Genomic DNA, 17,595 nt, shown 5'->3' on the forward strand with positions numbered 1-17,595 from the left:
GAGTTTGTTAGTACGCCCACAGAACTGTGTGTTCCTAAGCGCGCCCGAAGCAAAACAAACTCGCGCCATATAACCGGCTTGTTGATTGCTTCATTGTTTCTCTCACCCCCTAAAGCGCCCATAAAAAAGGCCGCTTGCGCGGCCTTTTATCAAGGGTTAACCCTTAGCCTTTAATGCGCTGATGCAGTTCCTGCACAGAAGTCACATTGGTGCGGCTGTCGGCAGAGTGTGCCATACAGGTCGCAAAGGCGGCATTCAGCGTCGTGGTGTAGTTCACCTTGTAACGCAGGGCGCCACGACGCAGCTGACGCGAGTCTTCGATCGCCTGACGGCCCTCGGTGGTGTTCACGATATAGGTGTACTCATCGTTCTTGATACGGTCAAGAATGTGCGGACGACCTTCGTGTACCTTGTTTACCAGACGCGGATTGATTCCGGCTTCACCAAGCACCACAGCCGTACCGTGAGTCGCATCGATCTCATAGCCTAGCTCAATCAGCTTGGCGGCCAGGTCGGCAACACGCTTCTTGTCACTGTTGCGTACAGAAAGTAGCGCGCGGCCAGACTTAGGCACCTCAGAGGTTGCCCCCAGTTCCGCCTTGGCATAAGCCTCAGCGAAGGTAGCACCTACGCCCATCACCTCACCGGTCGAGCGCATTTCAGGGCCAAGTAACGGGTCAACACCCGGGAACTTGTTAAATGGCAGTACCACTTCCTTCACAGAATAGAAAGGTGGAATCACCTCTTTGGTAAAGCCCTGCTGCTCAAGTGTCTGACCAGCCATGACGCGCGCCGCTATCTTAGCCAGGGGTACACCCGTCGCCTTAGAGACGAATGGTACGGTACGGGCCGCACGCGGGTTAACCTCGATCATGTAGATGGTGTTGTCCTGCACAGCGAACTGCACGTTCATCAGCCCCACAACCCCAAGTTCCATCGCCAGCTTGCGCACCTGTTCGCGCATCTGATCCTGGATCTCCTGGCTCAAGGTGTAAGGAGGCAGAGAACATCCTGAGTCACCCGAGTGAACACCCGCCTGCTCGATATGCTCCATGATGGCGCCAACCACTACGGTTGTGCCGTCACACACAGCATCGATATCCACCTCGGTGGCGTTGTCGAGGAAGCGGTCCAGCAATACTGGCGAGGCGTTAGAGACGCTAACCGCTTCGTTGAAGTAACGGCGCAGGTCTTGTTCGTCGTAAACAATCTCCATCGCGCGGCCACCCAGCACGTAAGATGGACGCACCACCAGTGGGTAACCGATACGCTCGGCGGCGATCACGGCACCTTCTACCGTGGTGACGGTATCGTTTTCTGGCTGCTTCATCTCTAGGCGTTGAATCGCCTGCTGGAAACGCTCACGGTCTTCGGCGCGGTCGATTGCATCCGGGCTGGTACCGATAATAGGCACACCGGCGGCTTCCAGGTCACGGGCCAGTTTCAGTGGCGTCTGGCCACCGTACTGCACGATAACCCCTTTAGGCTGCTCGATGCGGACGATCTCCAGCACATCTTCCAGGGTTACAGACTCGAAATAGAGTCTGTCTGAGGTGTCGTAGTCAGTAGAAACTGTCTCAGGGTTACAGTTGACCATGATGGTCTCGTAACCATCTTCACGCAAGGCAAGCGCCGCGTGCACACAGCAGTAATCGAATTCGATGCCTTGACCAATACGGTTAGGACCACCACCCAGCACCATGATCTTGTCGCGGTTAGATGGGTTAGCCTCACACTCTTCCTCATAGGTAGAGTACATATAGGCGGTATCGGTCGAGAACTCGGCGGCGCAGGTATCGACACGCTTGTACACTGGGTACACTTCGTGACGGTAACGCAGCTTACGCATCTCAGACTCGCTGACCCCCATCAGGGCCGCCAGACGAGCATCGGAGAAGCCTTTACGCTTAAGCTTGTAAAGGAAATCTTTGTCCATGCTAGCCATGCCAGCTTCTTTCACCTGGTTTTCAAGTGATAGCAGCTCTTCAATCTGAACCAGGAACCAAGGGTCGATATTGGTCAGCTTGAAGATGGCATCCATGCTCAGACCGGCACGGAAGGCATCGGCGATATACCAGATACGCTCGGCGCCCGGCTCTTTCAGCTCGTGGCGAATGCGTGACAGGGCATCGTTATCTTCTACATCGACGATAGAATCCAGGCCGTTAACGCCTACTTCGAGGCCACGCAGTGCTTTTTGCAGCGACTCCTGGAAGGTACGACCGATAGCCATCACCTCGCCCACTGACTTCATCTGAGTGGTCAGACGGTCATTTGAACCGGCAAACTTCTCGAAGTTGAAGCGTGGTACCTTAGTGACTACATAGTCGATAGCTGGCTCGAATGAGGCTGGTGTCGCACCGCCAGTGATGTCGTTGCTCAGCTCATCCAGGGTAAAGCCCACGGCTAGCTTAGCGGCGATCTTAGCGATAGGGAAACCTGTCGCTTTCGATGCCAGGGCAGATGAACGTGATACACGTGGGTTCATCTCGATGATCACCATACGACCATCTTTCGGGTTGATACCAAACTGAACGTTTGAACCACCAGTTTCGACGCCGATCTCGCGCAGTACCGCCAGAGAGGCGTTACGCATCAGCTGATATTCTTTGTCTGTCAGGGTCTGCGCCGGGGCCACTGTGATAGAGTCACCGGTGTGCACGCCCATAGGATCGAAGTTTTCGATAGAGCAGACGATGATACTGTTATCGTTGCGGTCACGAACCACTTCCATCTCATATTCTTTCCAACCGATAAGCGACTCATCGATCAGCAGTTCGTTGGTTGGTGAAAGCTCGAGCCCCTGAGAACAGATCTCCTCGAACTCCTCCTTGTTGTAGGCGATACCGCCGCCCGAGCCACCCATGGTGAAAGAGGGACGGATAATACAAGGGAAACCAACCTGCTCGAGCACCTCGTAGGCATCTTCCATGCTACGGGCGATACCGGCGCGTGGACACTCAAGGCCAATCTTCTTCATCGCCGCATCGAAACGACTGCGGTCTTCGGCCTTGTCGATGGCATCGGCGGTCGCACCTATCATGTCGACGTTAAACTCGGCCAATACGCCTTCGGCCTCGAGGCGCAGGGCACAGTTCAATGCCGTCTGACCGCCCATGGTCGGCAGAATCGCATCGGGACGTTCCTTAGCGATGATGTTGCGCACCACTTCCCAATGAATCGGCTCGATGTAGGTCGCATCGGCCATCTCTGGGTCTGTCATGATGGTCGCTGGGTTAGAGTTCACCAGAATAACCCGGTAACCCTCTTCACGAAGCGCCTTACACGCCTGGGCACCCGAGTAGTCGAACTCACATGCCTGACCGATAACAATCGGGCCAGCACCCAGGATAAGAATACTTTTTATGTCTGTACGTTTTGGCATTGCTGAAACTATCTCCCGGACTACTTAGCGTTATGACGATATTCTTCGATCAACTCGATAAAGTGATCGAACAGCGGCGCGGCGTCGTGTGGACCCGGGCTTGCCTCAGGGTGGCCCTGAAAGCTGAACGCTGGCTTGTCGGTCAGGTGAATACCCTGTAGCGAGCCATCGAACAGCGACTTGTGAGTCACCTTAACGTTGGCCGGCAGGCTGGCTTCATCAGCGGCAAAACCATGGTTCTGGCTGGTGATCATCACGTTGCCCTTCTCCAAGTTGCTGACCGGGTGGTTGGCACCATGGTGACCAAACTTCATCTTCAGTGTCTTAGCACCTGAGGCCAGTGCCAACAGCTGATGGCCAAGGCAGATACCAAAGAGTGGAATGTCAGTCTTGAGGAAAGCCTGAATCGCTTCGATGGCATAGTCACATGGCTCTGGGTCACCAGGGCCGTTTGAGAGGAAGATACCATCGGGATTCATCGCCAGCACTTCGGCAGCTGGAGTTTGCGCCGGTACCACGGTCACATCGCAGCCACGGTCAACCAGCATACGCAGAATGTTGCGCTTAACGCCGTAGTCATAGGCCACGACCTTATATTTCAGTTCTGACTCAGGGGTGTCGCTCGGCAAGCCGCCCACCAGACGCCAGCTACCGCTGCGCCATTGGTATTGCTGCTCTGTGGTCACCTCTTTGGCCAAGTCCATGCCTTTCAAGCCAGGGAAGGCTTTAGCAGCCGCCAGCGCCTTAGCTTCATCCATGTCACCCACTAAGATGGCACCCGCTTGTGCCCCTTTTTCCCTGAGGATACGTGTCAGTTTACGCGTGTCGATATCGGCAATGCCTACAACATTGTTGCTTTTTAGGTAATCGCTGAGAGATTGCTGATTTCTGAAGTTGCTCGCCAGTAGCGGTAGATCACGAATGATCAAACCACAAGCATGTACGGCATCAGATTCGGTATCTTCACTATTGGTACCAGTGTTACCAATGTGCGGGTAGGTTAGAGTAACAATTTGACGAGAATAGGAAGGATCCGTAAGGATCTCTTGGTAACCCGTCATGGAAGTGTTAAATACCACTTCACCAACTGCGAGTCCATCAGCACCAATTGCAGTGCCAGAGAATACGGTTCCATCTTCGAGTACGAGTAAGGCAGACTTTGTCAACGCGACCTCCGAAAAGAGCCAAGCCATTGAATAATAAGGTTTTATTTTGTGTTTAAAATACCAACTTTCGCTTAAATACGAAATTTTGACAAATTCCGACTATTTTATAGGTAATAGTGCAACTCGTCTATAGATAAGCGGTACTTTCTTTCAAAAAAAAACGCCAAATAGGCGTTTTTTTTAAATACTAATCCTTCAGGCCTAAGACCTGTTGCATATCGTATAATCCCGGACCCTGATCGCCCAGCCAAAATGCGGCACGCATGGCACCGTTGGCAAAGGTCATACGACTCGATGCCTTATGGGTGATCTCCAGGCGCTCACCAATGTCGGCAAACATGGCGGTATGCTCGCCCAACAGGTCACCGGCGCGAATGGTAGAGAAACCTATGGTCTCACGGCTACGCTCTTCGGTGATCCCCTCACGGCCATAGACGGCACATTTTTCCAGATCGCGACCCAAGACCTCGGCGATCACCTCGCCCATCTTGAGTGCGGTGCCCGAAGGCGCATCCTTCTTGTGTCTGTGGTGACCTTCGATGATCTCGATATCGGTATAGTCACCCATCACCTCGGCGGCCAGCTCCAGCAGGCGCCACATCAGGTTAACTCCCACAGACATATTAGGCGCCATCACAATCGGCGTGTTCTCTGCGTAGGCCGCAATCTGCTCTTTCTGGGCATGATTGAAGCCGGTTGTGCCGATGACAATCGCCTTACCGTTACGCGAACACCAGTCGGTATGCACCACGCTGGCCTCGGGCGAGGTAAAGTCGATCAGGATATCGAAATCATCTACGGCATTGTCCAGTGAATCAGTGATGGCAACATTCATGGCACCCACACCGGCGAGTTCGCCCGCATCGCCACCAATCAAAGTCGAACCCGCACGCTCAACCGCCGCACCTAGATAGATATTGCTGCTGAGTTTTGCCGATTCAATAAGAGTTCGGCCCATGCGACCACTGCCACCGGTTATCGCCACTCTTACTTGCTCTGTCATCTAACTCTCCTACACATTTGCTACTGTTAATTGAGCACAAGGCTAACGCCAAATCATTTCAAAAAAAAGCCTAAGCAAACGCTTAGGCTTTTTCGATTAGAGAATGTCGAGCAATTCCACTTCGAACACTAGGGCCGAATACGGAGGAATTGAGGCACCTGCGCCACGCTCGCCATAGGCCAGGTGATGCGGTACATATAGCTTCCACTTAGAACCTACAGGCATCAGCTGCAGTGCCTCGGTCCAACCGGCGATAACGCCAGATACTGGGAACTCGGCAGGCTGGTCGCGCAGTACTGAACTGTCGAATACGTCACCGCTGATGAAAGTACCATGGTAGTGAGTACGTACAGTTGAATCATAGCTAGGCTTGTCACCTGAACCTTCGGTGATGATCTCGTATTGCAGACCTGATTCCAGGGTCACAACACCGTCACGCTGTTGGTTTTCAGCAAGGAAAGCTTCGCCTTCGGCCGATGCAGCCGCGGCAGCTTCTTCCTGAACCTTTTGAATACGCTGACTAATCTCAGTGAATGCAGTTTGAAGATCTTGCATAGAGACGGCGCTCTCTTTACCTTCAAACGCATCTGACAGACCAACTTGAACAGCTGAAATATCGAGACCTTCGAATGAGTTAGCTGCGAGTTGCTCGCCTAATTGGCGGCCAACACCATAGCTGGCGTGCTGTTCAATTGTGGTGAACTTATCAGACATAATGATTGTACTCTCATTTATTCAATTAATTTCGCGGCGGATTTTATCACAAACTGTGATAAAAAACCCAAAAATTGCCCCTAGTCGCAGCGATTTTTTCCACTGGCGCTTGCGGTGCGATACAGAGGCGCCACCTGCGGCAGCATCTGCTGCAGATCGGCGATGCGATGGTCGTGTGATGGATGGGTCGATAACAGCTCGGGCCCCTGACTTCCGCCCGCCTTAGCCATGTTCTGCCACAGGCTGATGCTCTGGCTGGGGTCGAACCCGGCTCTGGCCATCAGCTCCACGCCCATAACATCGGCTTCGCTCTCCTGGGCGCGGCCATAGGGAAGAATAAAGCCATACTGGGCACCTAGCCCCAGCGCCGACATATAAAGATCTTTGTTGCTCAGGCCACTGACGTCGATGGCGGCGCCGGCAATCTGCATCCCCACCCCCGTCATCTGCGCCCGAGATACCTGCTCGTTACTGTGGTTGGCCAGCACGTGAGCCACCTCATGACCGATAACCGTCGCCAGCTGATCCTGATTTTTCGCCACCTTCAATAGGCCGGTATAGACACCTATATGTCCGCCAGGCAGGGCAAAGGCGTTAACCTGATCCGATTCAAACACCACCACCTCCCAGCTGGGCTGACGGCCGGGCAGCACAGAGGTGATGCGGTTAGCCACACAGGCCACATACTGATTGACCTGCTTATCCTGACTCACCTTCTGCTGTTTCTTCATCTCGGCAAAAGATTCGGCCCCCATCTGATCCATCTGCTGCGAAGAAAACAGCAGGGTCTGTTTACGCCCGGTGGGCGACTGTGTGGTGGCGCAGCCGGCGAATATAAGTATTACCAGCGCCGCGGTTAACTGTTTCATCTCTCATCCCTTATCTATCATGAAACTGCATTTAGACTATTAAGAATAGCGGTAAAAAATAGCGATAAAAAAACCTCGCATCGCGAGGTTTTTATTGTGTATCAGCACACCTTAGCTGTTCAAGTCCTGAAAGAACTTCTTCACACCGTCGAAGAAGCCTTCGGCCTTAGGACTGTGCTTTTTTGATGAACCCGTCAGGGTGTTATCAAATTCACGTAACAGCTCTTTCTGCTTATCGCTCAGGTTCACCGGCGTTTCCATCACTACCTTACACAGCAGGTCGCCGACCGCATGACTGCGCACCGACTTGACGCCCTTGCCACGCAGACGGAACATACGACCCGTCTGAGTTTCCGAAGGTATCTTCAGGTTCACCTTGCCATCGAGTGTCGGGACTTCGATCTCGCCGCCCAGTGCTGCCGTGCTGAAAGAGATAGGCACTTCACAGTAGAGGTTGTTACCGTCACGCACGAAGATGGCGTGCTCGCGTACCGTCACCTGTACGTAGAGATCCCCTGGAGGCGCACCAAACTCGCCCGCTTCCCCTTCGCCCGACAGACGAATGCGATCGCCGGTATCCACACCCGCAGGAATTTTCACCGACAGCGTCTTGCTCTTCTCTACGCGGCCTTCGCCATGACACTTGCTGCAAGGATCTTTGATGATCTTACCGCGGCCATGACAGGTAGGACAGGCTTGCTGCACCGCGAAGAAACCTTGGCGCATCTGCACCTGGCCCTGGCCGTGACAGGTACCACATGTGGTTGGCGAAGTGCCTTTCTTGGCGCCGCTACCGTCACACAGATCACAGGTGGCTAAGGTTGGAATGCGTAGCTCTTTGGTCAGTCCACGTACCGCTTCTTCCAGCGACAGTTCCAGGTTGTAACGCAAATCTGAGCCACGCGCCGCCTGGCGCTGGCCACCACGGCGTCCACCGCCGAAGATGTCACCAAATACGTCACCGAATACATCACCGAAGTCGGCACCGCCGCCAAATCCACCACCGCCGCGGTTAGGATCGACACCCGCATGACCAAACTGATCATAGGCCGCCTTCTTGTCGCTGTCGGTGAGGATCTCGTAGGCTTCTTTTACCTCTTTGAAGCTGGCTTCGGCCGCCTTGTCACCTGGGTTACGATCCGGGTGAAATTTCATGGCGAGGCGCTTATAGGCCTTCTTAATCTCACGCTCGCTGGCGTCGCGACCTACGCCTAATACTTCGTAATAATCTCGCTTTGACATAGTCTCATACTTTCTGCGCTAGGGTCTGTTGACCTTTTAGGTTTACTTTTTGTTCAATCTAAACGCGTTGTGCCCAAGGCTCGCGCTGCACAGCATAGTTATTCTATGCAAGTCGCACGTAACGCAGGGCAAAGCGCGTTTAGATGAATCCTTTGGACAGTGTTTGTTGGCCATTTCTACGGCATTATCGCCTGCTTATGTAGAATAACTACACCGCACAGGCTCTGCCTTGTATAACTGGCCAACAAATAACTGCAAAAACAAACAGCAAAGGTCAACTGACCCTTAAGTTGTACGAACGGGCGTTAGAGTTACCCCATAACGCCCGCTGGAAATAATTTAGGCTGGGCCTGAATTATTTTTTGTCGTCTTTAACTTCTTCAAACTCGGCATCGACAACATCGTCAGCAGGAGCTTCGTTAGACTGCTGAGCCTGCTCGCCTTGGCCTGCTTGCGCCTTAGCCTGAGCGATCTCCATCAGCTTGGCAGACGCTTCCATCAGGGCTTGCGTCGCTTTCTCGATAGCTTCTTTGTCCTTACCCTTAGTGGCAGTTTCAACTTCAGCCATCGCCGCTTCGATCTTCTCTTTGTCTTCGCCAGGCAGTTCATCGCCCGCTTCTTCGATCTGCTTCTTGGTCGCGTGAACCATGCCGTCAGCCTGGTTGCGTGCAGTCACTAGCTCTTCGAACTTAGCGTCTTCATCGGCGTGCGCCTCGGCGTCACGTACCATAGCTTCAACTTCTTCATCGCTCAGACCAGAAGAGGCCTTGATGGTGATGTTTTGTGCCTTGCCTGTCTTCTTGTCAGTCGCTGACACGTGCAAGATACCATCGGCGTCGATATCGAAGGCCACTTCAATTTGTGGCATGCCGCGTGGTGCTGGCTCGATACCTTCCAGGTTGAACTGACCCAGCGACTTGTTGGCGCTAGATTGCTTACGCTCACCCTGTAGCACGTGGATGGTTACCGCGCTTTGGTTGTCATCGGCTGTTGAGAAGATCTGGCTAGCCTTAGTCGGGATAGTAGTGTTCTTCTCGATAAGCTTGGTCATCACGCTGCCCATGGTTTCGATACCCAGAGACAGAGGCGTTACGTCTAGTAGCAGAACGTCTTTCACGTCACCTGCAAGTACACCCGCCTGAACCGCAGCACCGATAGCAACCGCTTCGTCTGGGTTAACGTCTTGACGCAGCTCTTTACCGAAGAAGCTAGAAACTTCTTCACGTACCTTAGGCATACGGGTTTGACCACCCACCAGAATCACTTCGTTGATGTCTGATACAGACAGGTCTGCGTCAGCCAGTGCCACTTTTAGCGGCTCGAGTGAACGTTGGATCAGGTCTTCAACCAGAGACTCAAGCTTGGCGCGAGTGATCTTAACCACTAAGTGCTTAGGACCTGTCGCATCTGCCGTGATGTATGGCAGGTTAACTTCAGTCTGTGTGGTGCTAGACAGCTCGATCTTCGCCTTCTCGGCAGCTTCTTTCAGACGCTGCATCGCCAATGGGTCGTTACGCAGGTCTAAAGATTGCTCTTTCTTGAACTCGTCGGCCAGGTAGTTGATTAGACGGTTATCGAAGTCTTCACCACCTAGGTGAGTGTCACCGTTGGTAGCCAATACTTCGAAGGTCTGCTCGCCATCGACACTATCGATCTCGATGATAGAGATATCGAAGGTACCACCACCTAAGTCGTATACCGCAACGATGTTGTCGCCTTGCTTCTTGTCGATACCATAAGCCAGTGCCGCAGCAGTAGGCTCGTTGATGATACGCTTAACTTCAAGGCCAGCGATACGACCGGCGTCTTTTGTCGCCTGACGTTGTGAATCGTTAAAGTAAGCCGGTACGGTAATTACCGCTTCGGTTACAGGCTCGCCCAGGTAGTCTTCGGCAGTCTTCTTCATCTTCTTCAGAATCTCTGCAGAAACTTGTGGCGGTGCCATCTTTTTATCGTGCGCTTCAACCCATGCATCACCGTTGTCTGCACCGATGATCTTAAATGGCATGATGTCTACGTCACGCTGTACTTCGTCATCTTTGAAACGACGACCGATAAGACGCTTAATAGCAAAGAAGGTATTCTTTGGGTTTGTTACAGCTTGGCGCTTCGCAGGCTGACCAACTAATACTTCTTCGCCTGTATATGCGATGATCGACGGGGTAGTGCGATCGCCTTCCGCGTTCTCAATTACGCGTGCTTTATCGCCATCAAGTACAGCTACACAAGAGTTAGTTGTACCTAAATCGATACCAATAATTTTACCCATGGAGTCCTCCAAAAAACTTTTAACTAACGCTAACTTTGTTATCTGATTCAGATATGGGGATAGGCGAATTCGTTTTCAAGCCTAATTTTCCAAGCCAATATCTTTCCTTAACACCCTATATTGGGCCTCCAAATGGGAATACAAGGGCAACAAAGATAAAAATTAACTTAATTGAGTATTTTTTTGATCTTAAAAGCTGCCGATCCGCAAACAAGAAGCGTATAATGCATGCAATCGAAAAAGATATCCCTCTGAGCCCCCTGGCTAGTGGGATTTTTTAGTTGTCTCGTTTAGTGAGAAGGTTCAGTGAAATCATCCAACCAAGCTTATCTCTATGCCTTAGCGGCCATCTTACTCTGGTCGACCGTTGCCACCGCCTTCAAGCTGGCGCTGAGCCATTTCACGCCGCTGCAGCTGGTGTTTGTCGCCGTCTCGACCTCTATCGTCGCCCTAGGGGTTATCCTGGCCGCCACGGGTAAGCTGCATCTCATTAGGCGCCAATTCGTCAATCGCCCCTGGTTTTACCTGCAAACCGGGCTGCTCAACCCGTTTCTCTATTACCTGGTGTTGTTTAAGGCCTACGCCCTGCTGCCCGCCCAGCAGGCGCTGTCGCTCAACTACACCTGGGCCATACTGCTGCCCCTGTTGGCGGTGCCGCTACTCAAGCAAAAGCTGCGCAAGAGCGATCTCACCGCGGCACTTATCGCCTATCTGGGGGTCTTTGTCATCGCCACCAATGGTGAGGTAGCCAGCGTGCGCTTCGAGAGTGCCACCGGCGTGCTATTGGCGCTGACCAGTACCCTACTGTGGTCGCTCTACTGGATAGTGAACACTAAGGATGAGGGTGACCCAGTAGTGAGCCTACTGCTGAGCTTCATGGTGGGACTGCCTTTTATCGTGATCACCCTGCTGCTGACCCAATCGCTGCCGAGCTGGGATCTCAAGGCCCTGGGGGCCGGCATCTATGTCGGCCTGTTCGAGATGGGGGTCACCTTCGTGCTCTGGCTGGTCGCCCTCAAGAAGGCGGATCGCACCGCCAGCATGAGCACCCTGGTGTTCATCACGCCTGTGCTGTCGGTAGGCTTCATCGCCTGGATCTTACAAGAGACCATCACCCCGTCGACCTTCATCGGCCTGGGACTGATCCTCACCGCGCTGGCGCTGCAGCAGCTATTACCTCAGCTTAAGCGCCTGCGCGCCAAAGCCTATCCCGCGGTGTCGCCGGAAAACTGATGCCAAAGGCTAACCTAAGCCGCCAGAGATAGATAAACCGACATAAAAAAGTTGGCATAAAAAGCCGGCATAAAAAAACCGACCTGAGGTCGGTTTTTTTATCTGAATCCTACTTCAATGATTAATTGCGCACGTCGATTTCACCGACGCCCACGGAGACATACAGGTGATCATCGCTTGCCGCGCCTTGCTGATGATAGCTCTGGCTCACCAGGTTTTGATTCACCTCCAGGCGCTGACCGCCCTCACGAATGCTCACCTCGCCCACACCAGACTTGAGTGACACCTCTCCAAAGTTTGCCTGATGATTAATTTCGGCGCGTCCCACACCCAGCTCTACCTCTATGCTGGCACTGAGGCCTTCGACAGACACCTCACCGACACCGGCATCGACCTTTAACGCCGCATTACTGGGCAGATAGACACGCCACTTCTGGTTCACATCATCCTGATCCGCCAGTCTTAGTACCAGCTTGTCACCGTCATCGAGAATATCGAACTTGGCCGAACTCACATCACTGTTCTGCCAGAAACCAAACCACTTAGAGTCGTTGGCCTTCACCACCACCTCGACCCGCACCTCGTCTTGATCGCCGGCAATCAACTCCGCCTGACCCACGTCCATGTCCAGAGTCACCTTCTGGCCGTGATAATCAAATTCATCATTTAGCGTGATGCTCGAGGCCGCCTGGACTCCCGCACTCATCAAACCTACGACCAGACTTAAACCGACCAATGTCTTGTTAACCATGTTGTTTTTCATCTTATGCTCCGTAACCGATTCCCTGTGAGATTGATTAAGACAAAGCAAACAAGATGCCAAAATGATAAGCCATTGTAATTAAATGACTTTAACTAAGATTTACTTTTTAACCTTGATGGCTTTCCCAAACAAGTTGTGAAATTCACCAAGGGGATTAGCTAATTTGCTCACTGGCTAAGCCAGGTAAGAGTGCCCGATAAAAAATACCAGGTAAGAGAGCCTGATATGTTCCACATAAGGACGCCGAATGAAGATGCCGATTCATTAGCGCAAAGGCAGTTTAACTAGAAGAAGGTTTAAAAATAAGAAAGGTATGGCTCTTAACTTAGCCGCGGGCGGTATAGTCGCCGACACCGATCCACTTATAGGTGGTGAGCGCCTCAAGCCCCATAGGTCCTCTGGCATGCAGCTTCTGGGTCGATACCGCTACCTCGGCGCCCAAACCAAACTGGCCACCGTCGGTAAAACGGGTACTCGCGTTGACATACACGGCCGCCGCATCCACTTCATTAATAAAGTGCGCCGTGGCATGTATGTTATCGCTCAAGATCCCCTCGGAATGACCGCTGGAGAAACGACGGATATGGGCGATTGCCTCATCGATATTCTCGACCACCTTAACCCCGAGATTAAGAGACAGCCACTCGTTACCAAAGGTCTCATCGCTCGCCTCGTGTGTGGCTACACCGGTATCCTCACCTATCGCCTTGGCCTGCTCACAGGCATAGAAGCTGACGCCCAGGGCACTGAGGCGGGTGTAGAGTTGCGGCAAGAAGGCCTTGGCAAGATCTCTATGGATGAGCACAGTATCCAGGGCGTTACACACGGTAGGACGCTGCACCTTGGCATTGGCGATCACCTCGATGGCTTTTAGCTGCTCCACCTCACTGTCGACATACAGATGGCAGATCCCTATGCCACCCAAGATCACCGGAATAGTCGCCTGTTCGGCGCACAGACGCTGCAGATTTTGACCGCCGCGAGGCACTATCATGTCCACATACTTATCGAGCTTCAACAGACCCGAGACCAGGGCGCGGTCAGGGTCTTGGATCAGCTGCACCGCATCGCAAGGTAATCCCTGTTCGCCAATGGCCTCCCGGATGGCCTCACTCAGGGCCAGGTTAGACGCCAGGGTCTCCTTGCCACCGCGCAATATCACGGCATTGCCCGTCTTCAGCGCCAGCACGGCGATATCCACGGTCACGTTGGGGCGAGCCTCATAAATAACCCCCAGCACACCCAGTGGCACCCGGCGGCGGGACAGGCGCAGGCCATTGTCCAGCAGCTGGCTCTCCAGCTCGCTACCGATAGGATCGGCCAGCGCCACCACATTTTCGATATCGGCGATAACCCCAGAGAGACGCACATCGTCGAGCAATAGCCTGTCGATCATAGCGTCATTCAGGCCATTTTCTCGCGCCTTGGCCACATCCTGCTGGTTAGCCGCGACAATCTGCGCGCTCTTATCGCTAAGCTTCTGGGCAATAGCCCTAAGCAGGTCGCGCTTCTGCTGTCCCGAGAGGCTCGCCATGGCGTAGCTGGCGGCCTTGGCCTGCTCGCCGAGAGTGTTTAAATACTGCTGTTTATCGTCCATCGTTTCTGTTCCACTCATCTTTAATCTGCAAATCCCCTAGCCTTACAAGACCACCATGTCGTTACGATGCACTATGGCATCGCCGTAGTCGTAGCCCAGCAGCGACTCAATTTCATCGGAATGTTTACCGGCGATCTTTTGCAGATCTTTGGCGCTGTAACGGCTCATGCCTCTGGCATGTTCACGCCCCAGCTCGTCCACCAGCTGCAGGGTGGCACCGCGATCAAAGACGCCACTCACCGACAAGATCCCCTTAGATAACAGGCTGCGTCCCTTAAGGGTCACGGCATTAATGGCGCCGCTGTCCAACACCAGGCGCCCTTTCGTCGCCGGGCCCGCCAAGATCCACTGTTTACGACTCTCCAGCGGATTCTCCAGCGCGGTAAAATGTGTCCCTACCGGCAGCTTAACCACGGCATCTAAGATCACCTTAGGATGATGACCCGAGGCGATCACCACCTCGACTCCGGCGCGCCTGGCAATATCCGCCGCCTGCAGCTTAGTCGCCATACCGCCCGTCCCCAGGCCGGAAACCGCGCCGCCCGCCAGGCTGCGCAGGCTATCATCGATATTCACTACCTGCTTGATCAACTTGGCGTCTGGGTTAGCCCTAGGATCGGCATCGAACAGCCCCTTCTGATCCGTCAGCAGGATCAGGAGGTCGGCATCACACAGCAGTGCCGCCCTTGCCGACAGGTTGTCGTTGTCGCCAACCTTGATCTCATTGGTCGCCACCGCATCGTTCTCGTTGATGATTGGAATGATGCCATTGGCCAGCAGGGCGTTGAGCGAGTCTCTGGCGTTGAGATAACGCTCCCTGTCATGCAAGTCGGCGCGGGTCAGCAGCAGCTGGCCCACATGCAGCCCATAGATGCTAAACAGCTGTGACCAAGCGAGGATCAGCTGGCTCTGGCCCACGGCGGCAAGCAACTGCTTGTTGGCGACCGTGTCCGGCAGTGTCGGATAACCTAAGTGTTCGCGCCCCGCGGCGATGGCGCCAGAGGTGCACAGCACCACTTCGACACCCGACTTCATCAGCTTGGCCATTTGTCTGGCCAGCTCAACCATATGCGCCTTATCCAGCTGGCGCGAGCCTGAGGTGAGCACACTGGTGCCCAACTTTACCACCACACGGCGGTAGCCTATCTCACTTAAGTTCATTGACATATTGATAGAAAAAAACCGAACCCCAAGTTATACCCAATCCCCAGGGCAAATGGTAGCGGGGAAGATAAAAGATTAGAGCCAGTCTACCTTCCTTCAAATTTCCTTTAAAAAAAGCCCATAAAAAAGGCCATACATTGTATGACCTTTAATCGCAGCCGAGCGAAACTCAACTTACTTCAAGCCCAGCTCCCATGAAACCTTAAAGTACTTAGCCATAGATGAACTTGGCCAGGAAGAGCGCCGCCAGCACCACCACGCCGACAGAGAGATCTTTATAGCGGCCGCTGAACAGCTTGATGGCCGCATAGGCGATAAAGCCCATGGCGATCCCCGTGGCAATAGAGAAAGTGAGCGGCATCAGGATACAGACCACCACCACGGGCGCGGCCTCGGTCAGATCCTCCCAGTCCACATGCACCAGGCCAGACATCATCAAGATGGCGACATAGAAGAGGGTTCCCGCGGTAGCGTAGGCCGGCACCATGCCCGCCAGTGGCGAGATAAACAGCGACAGCAGGAACATGACTCCCACCACCACGGCGGTCAGTCCGGTGCGGCCACCGGCGCTCACCCCGGCGGTGCTCTCGATATAACTCGTGGTAGTTGAGGTGCCCAACATGGCACCGGCTATGGTTGCAGTGCTGTCGGCGGTCAGGGCACGGCCGAGACGCGGCAACCGGCCTCTGTCATCGAGGAAGCCGCCGCGCTGCGCCACGGCCACCAGGGTACCCGAGGTGTCGAACAGATCCACAAACAGGAAGGCAAACACCACAGAAAGCATGCAGATCTCGAGCACGTTGGCGAGATCCATCTTCATGAAGGTGGGCGCAATCGAAGGTGGCGTCGAGACCATGCCGTTATACTGCACGTCCCCTAACAAAAGCCCCAACGCGGTGATCCCCAAAATACTGATGATCACCGCCGACTGATAGCCTCTGTGTACCAGGGCAATAATGATAAAGAAGCCCAACACAGACATCACGGCCGGCAAGGCAGTCACATCGCCCATGGTCACCAGAGTCGCGGGGCTGGCCACCACTATGCCGGCGCTCTTGAGGCCGATCAGCGCCAGAAACAAGCCGATACCGGCGGCAATCCCCAGACGCAGCGACATAGGAATGCTGTTGACAATCCATTCACGGATCTTCATCAGCGACAATATCAAAAAGCAGATCCCTGAGAGGAATACCGCCCCTAGGGCCATCTCCCAGCTATAGCCCATCTCGCCGACGACGGTGTAGGTGAAGAAGGCGTTGAGCCCCATGCCCGGTGCCAGGGCGATAGGGTAATTCGCCACTATGCCCATCACCAGGCAGCCCACGGCGGCGGCCAGACAGGTGGCGACAAACACGGCACCATGGTCCATGCCGGCATCGGCCAACATCATGGGATTGACGAAGATGATATAGGCCATGGTTAAAAAGGTGGTCATCCCGGCCACCACTTCTTGTTTTAACGTTGTCTGGTGCTCGGTTAACTTAAATACTTTTTCTAACATGGAACGAGGTTCCTTGATTTAATTATGGTTTATTTAGGTAGGGTAAGGGTTGCCACCAAGTTAACGACTTGATAACAAGCGATGATTATATACGCAATAATCGCGCAAACGCGAGCCAGTTTAGAGCCATGACTCGAGAGGATGGCATAAAGGTGATCTACGCCAGATTTATCGCCCTAGCGACGAGGTGTAGATAGCAAATTTCAGGTAAAAAAAAGCCTGCTCAAGGAGCAGGCGAGACATGTTTCAAGTGTTCCGAAAGGAAAGAGTTACCGCGCTAGCGGGTTACACTGGTCTATCACTCAGTAAGCAATAGACAACTTGAGTCTAAAAATCCCCAAATGGGGTAAGGTTGATGGATGATGCAACTACTTTAATCGAGTGAACCAGGTTCAAACGACCCTAGGGGTAGTTAGCCCTTAAAAGTCATAGCGTACAGACCACCGCGAAGGGCATCGGTACAAAACCAAGTATTCTGCCAATAAACGTGCTGAATTCCTGTATAAGACATAGTCAATAACTCCTAACAAAGTTGAAAAAATAATCTCTAGTGAAACTTGGCAGGCCTTTCATTTCCGGGGCCATGCCGCAGTCAACTTGTCGCTCGGTTCCTTGGAGAGTTATCCATCCTGGATAGACTTTGAGGTGGAAGACACAGTGTCTAACCAACGAGAGCCATTATATTTAAA

At 53.3% G+C, this 17,595-nt stretch carries 12 protein-coding genes; 1 reads left to right on the plus strand and 11 read right to left on the minus strand.

Annotation, left to right across the window (positions count from 1 at the left end; all coding sequences use genetic code 11):
- Positions 1-163: 163 nt before the first annotated feature.
- From carB to dnaK, 7 genes are all read right to left on the minus strand, one after another.
- Positions 164-3,385 (minus strand): carbamoyl-phosphate synthase large subunit, encoded by a 3,222-nt coding sequence (gene carB, locus L1D47_RS11690; RefSeq protein WP_239885017.1) that lies wholly within the window; start codon positions 3,383-3,385, stop codon positions 164-166.
- 20 nt (positions 3,386-3,405) lie between these two features.
- On the minus strand, positions 3,406-4,578 hold the full coding sequence (gene carA, locus L1D47_RS11695) for a glutamine-hydrolyzing carbamoyl-phosphate synthase small subunit (RefSeq protein WP_239885019.1): 1,173 nt from the start codon (positions 4,576-4,578) through the stop codon (positions 3,406-3,408).
- Between the two features lie 160 nt (positions 4,579-4,738).
- On the minus strand, positions 4,739-5,554 hold the full coding sequence (dapB, locus tag L1D47_RS11700; protein WP_239885021.1) for a 4-hydroxy-tetrahydrodipicolinate reductase: 816 nt from the start codon (positions 5,552-5,554) through the stop codon (positions 4,739-4,741).
- 96 nt (positions 5,555-5,650) lie between these two features.
- Complete coding sequence (locus L1D47_RS11705; protein WP_239885023.1) at positions 5,651-6,268, minus strand: FKBP-type peptidyl-prolyl cis-trans isomerase; 618 nt, start codon at positions 6,266-6,268, stop codon at positions 5,651-5,653.
- A gap of 80 nt (positions 6,269-6,348) precedes the next feature.
- Positions 6,349-7,137 (minus strand): M48 family metallopeptidase, encoded by a 789-nt coding sequence (locus tag L1D47_RS11710; protein ID WP_239885025.1) that lies wholly within the window; start codon positions 7,135-7,137, stop codon positions 6,349-6,351.
- Positions 7,138-7,248: 111 nt separating this feature from the next.
- Positions 7,249-8,379 (minus strand): molecular chaperone DnaJ, encoded by a 1,131-nt coding sequence (gene dnaJ, locus L1D47_RS11715; protein WP_041509092.1) that lies wholly within the window; start codon positions 8,377-8,379, stop codon positions 7,249-7,251.
- Between the two features lie 355 nt (positions 8,380-8,734).
- Positions 8,735-10,648, minus strand: coding sequence for a molecular chaperone DnaK (gene dnaK, locus L1D47_RS11725; RefSeq protein ID WP_041509091.1), 1,914 nt, complete (start codon positions 10,646-10,648; stop codon positions 8,735-8,737).
- 306 nt (positions 10,649-10,954) lie between these two features.
- Here dnaK and L1D47_RS11730 point away from each other — a divergent pair, with 306 nt between their 5' ends.
- Positions 10,955-11,881, plus strand: coding sequence for a DMT family transporter (locus L1D47_RS11730; RefSeq protein ID WP_239885026.1), 927 nt, complete (start codon positions 10,955-10,957; stop codon positions 11,879-11,881).
- A 121-nt stretch (positions 11,882-12,002) separates the two neighbouring features.
- On the opposite strand, the gene L1D47_RS11735 is transcribed toward L1D47_RS11730, so the two are convergent.
- From L1D47_RS11735 to L1D47_RS11750, 4 genes are all read right to left on the minus strand, one after another.
- Positions 12,003-12,644 (minus strand): hypothetical protein, encoded by a 642-nt coding sequence (locus L1D47_RS11735; RefSeq protein WP_239885028.1) that lies wholly within the window; start codon positions 12,642-12,644, stop codon positions 12,003-12,005.
- A 325-nt stretch (positions 12,645-12,969) separates the two neighbouring features.
- On the minus strand, positions 12,970-14,259 hold the full coding sequence (locus L1D47_RS11740) for a glutamate-5-semialdehyde dehydrogenase (protein WP_239885030.1): 1,290 nt from the start codon (positions 14,257-14,259) through the stop codon (positions 12,970-12,972).
- Between the two features lie 24 nt (positions 14,260-14,283).
- Positions 14,284-15,402, minus strand: a complete 1,119-nt coding sequence (gene proB / locus L1D47_RS11745; protein ID WP_041509087.1) for a glutamate 5-kinase — start codon at positions 15,400-15,402, stop codon at positions 14,284-14,286.
- Between the two features lie 214 nt (positions 15,403-15,616).
- A complete protein-coding gene (locus L1D47_RS11750; RefSeq protein WP_239885032.1) occupies positions 15,617-16,906 on the minus strand; it encodes an NCS2 family permease in 1,290 nt (429 codons plus the stop codon).
- Between the last annotated feature and the right edge of the window lie 689 nt (positions 16,907-17,595).

The organism is Shewanella sp. Isolate7, assembly GCF_022398425.1.
In the GTDB taxonomy this organism is placed as follows: domain Bacteria; phylum Pseudomonadota; class Gammaproteobacteria; order Enterobacterales; family Shewanellaceae; genus Shewanella.

Excerpts from the sequence above, each read along its gene's own strand:
- carB (WP_239885017.1), bottom strand. The coding sequence starts at position 3,385 with ATGCCAAAACGTACAGACATAAAAAGTATTCTTATCCTGGGTGCTGGC.
- carA (WP_239885019.1), bottom strand. The coding sequence starts at position 4,578 with ATGGCTTGGCTCTTTTCGGAGGTCGCGTTGACAAAGTCTGCCTTACTC.
- dapB (WP_239885021.1), bottom strand. The coding sequence starts at position 5,554 with ATGACAGAGCAAGTAAGAGTGGCGATAACCGGTGGCAGTGGTCGCATG.
- L1D47_RS11705 (WP_239885023.1), bottom strand. The coding sequence starts at position 6,268 with ATGTCTGATAAGTTCACCACAATTGAACAGCACGCCAGCTATGGTGTT.
- L1D47_RS11710 (WP_239885025.1), bottom strand. The coding sequence starts at position 7,137 with ATGAAACAGTTAACCGCGGCGCTGGTAATACTTATATTCGCCGGCTGC.
- dnaJ (WP_041509092.1), bottom strand. The coding sequence starts at position 8,379 with ATGTCAAAGCGAGATTATTACGAAGTATTAGGCGTAGGTCGCGACGCC.
- dnaK (WP_041509091.1), bottom strand. The coding sequence starts at position 10,648 with ATGGGTAAAATTATTGGTATCGATTTAGGTACAACTAACTCTTGTGTA.
- L1D47_RS11735 (WP_239885028.1), bottom strand. The coding sequence starts at position 12,644 with ATGAAAAACAACATGGTTAACAAGACATTGGTCGGTTTAAGTCTGGTC.
- L1D47_RS11740 (WP_239885030.1), bottom strand. The coding sequence starts at position 14,259 with ATGAGTGGAACAGAAACGATGGACGATAAACAGCAGTATTTAAACACT.
- proB (WP_041509087.1), bottom strand. The coding sequence starts at position 15,402 with ATGAACTTAAGTGAGATAGGCTACCGCCGTGTGGTGGTAAAGTTGGGC.
- L1D47_RS11750 (WP_239885032.1), bottom strand. The coding sequence starts at position 16,906 with ATGTTAGAAAAAGTATTTAAGTTAACCGAGCACCAGACAACGTTAAAA.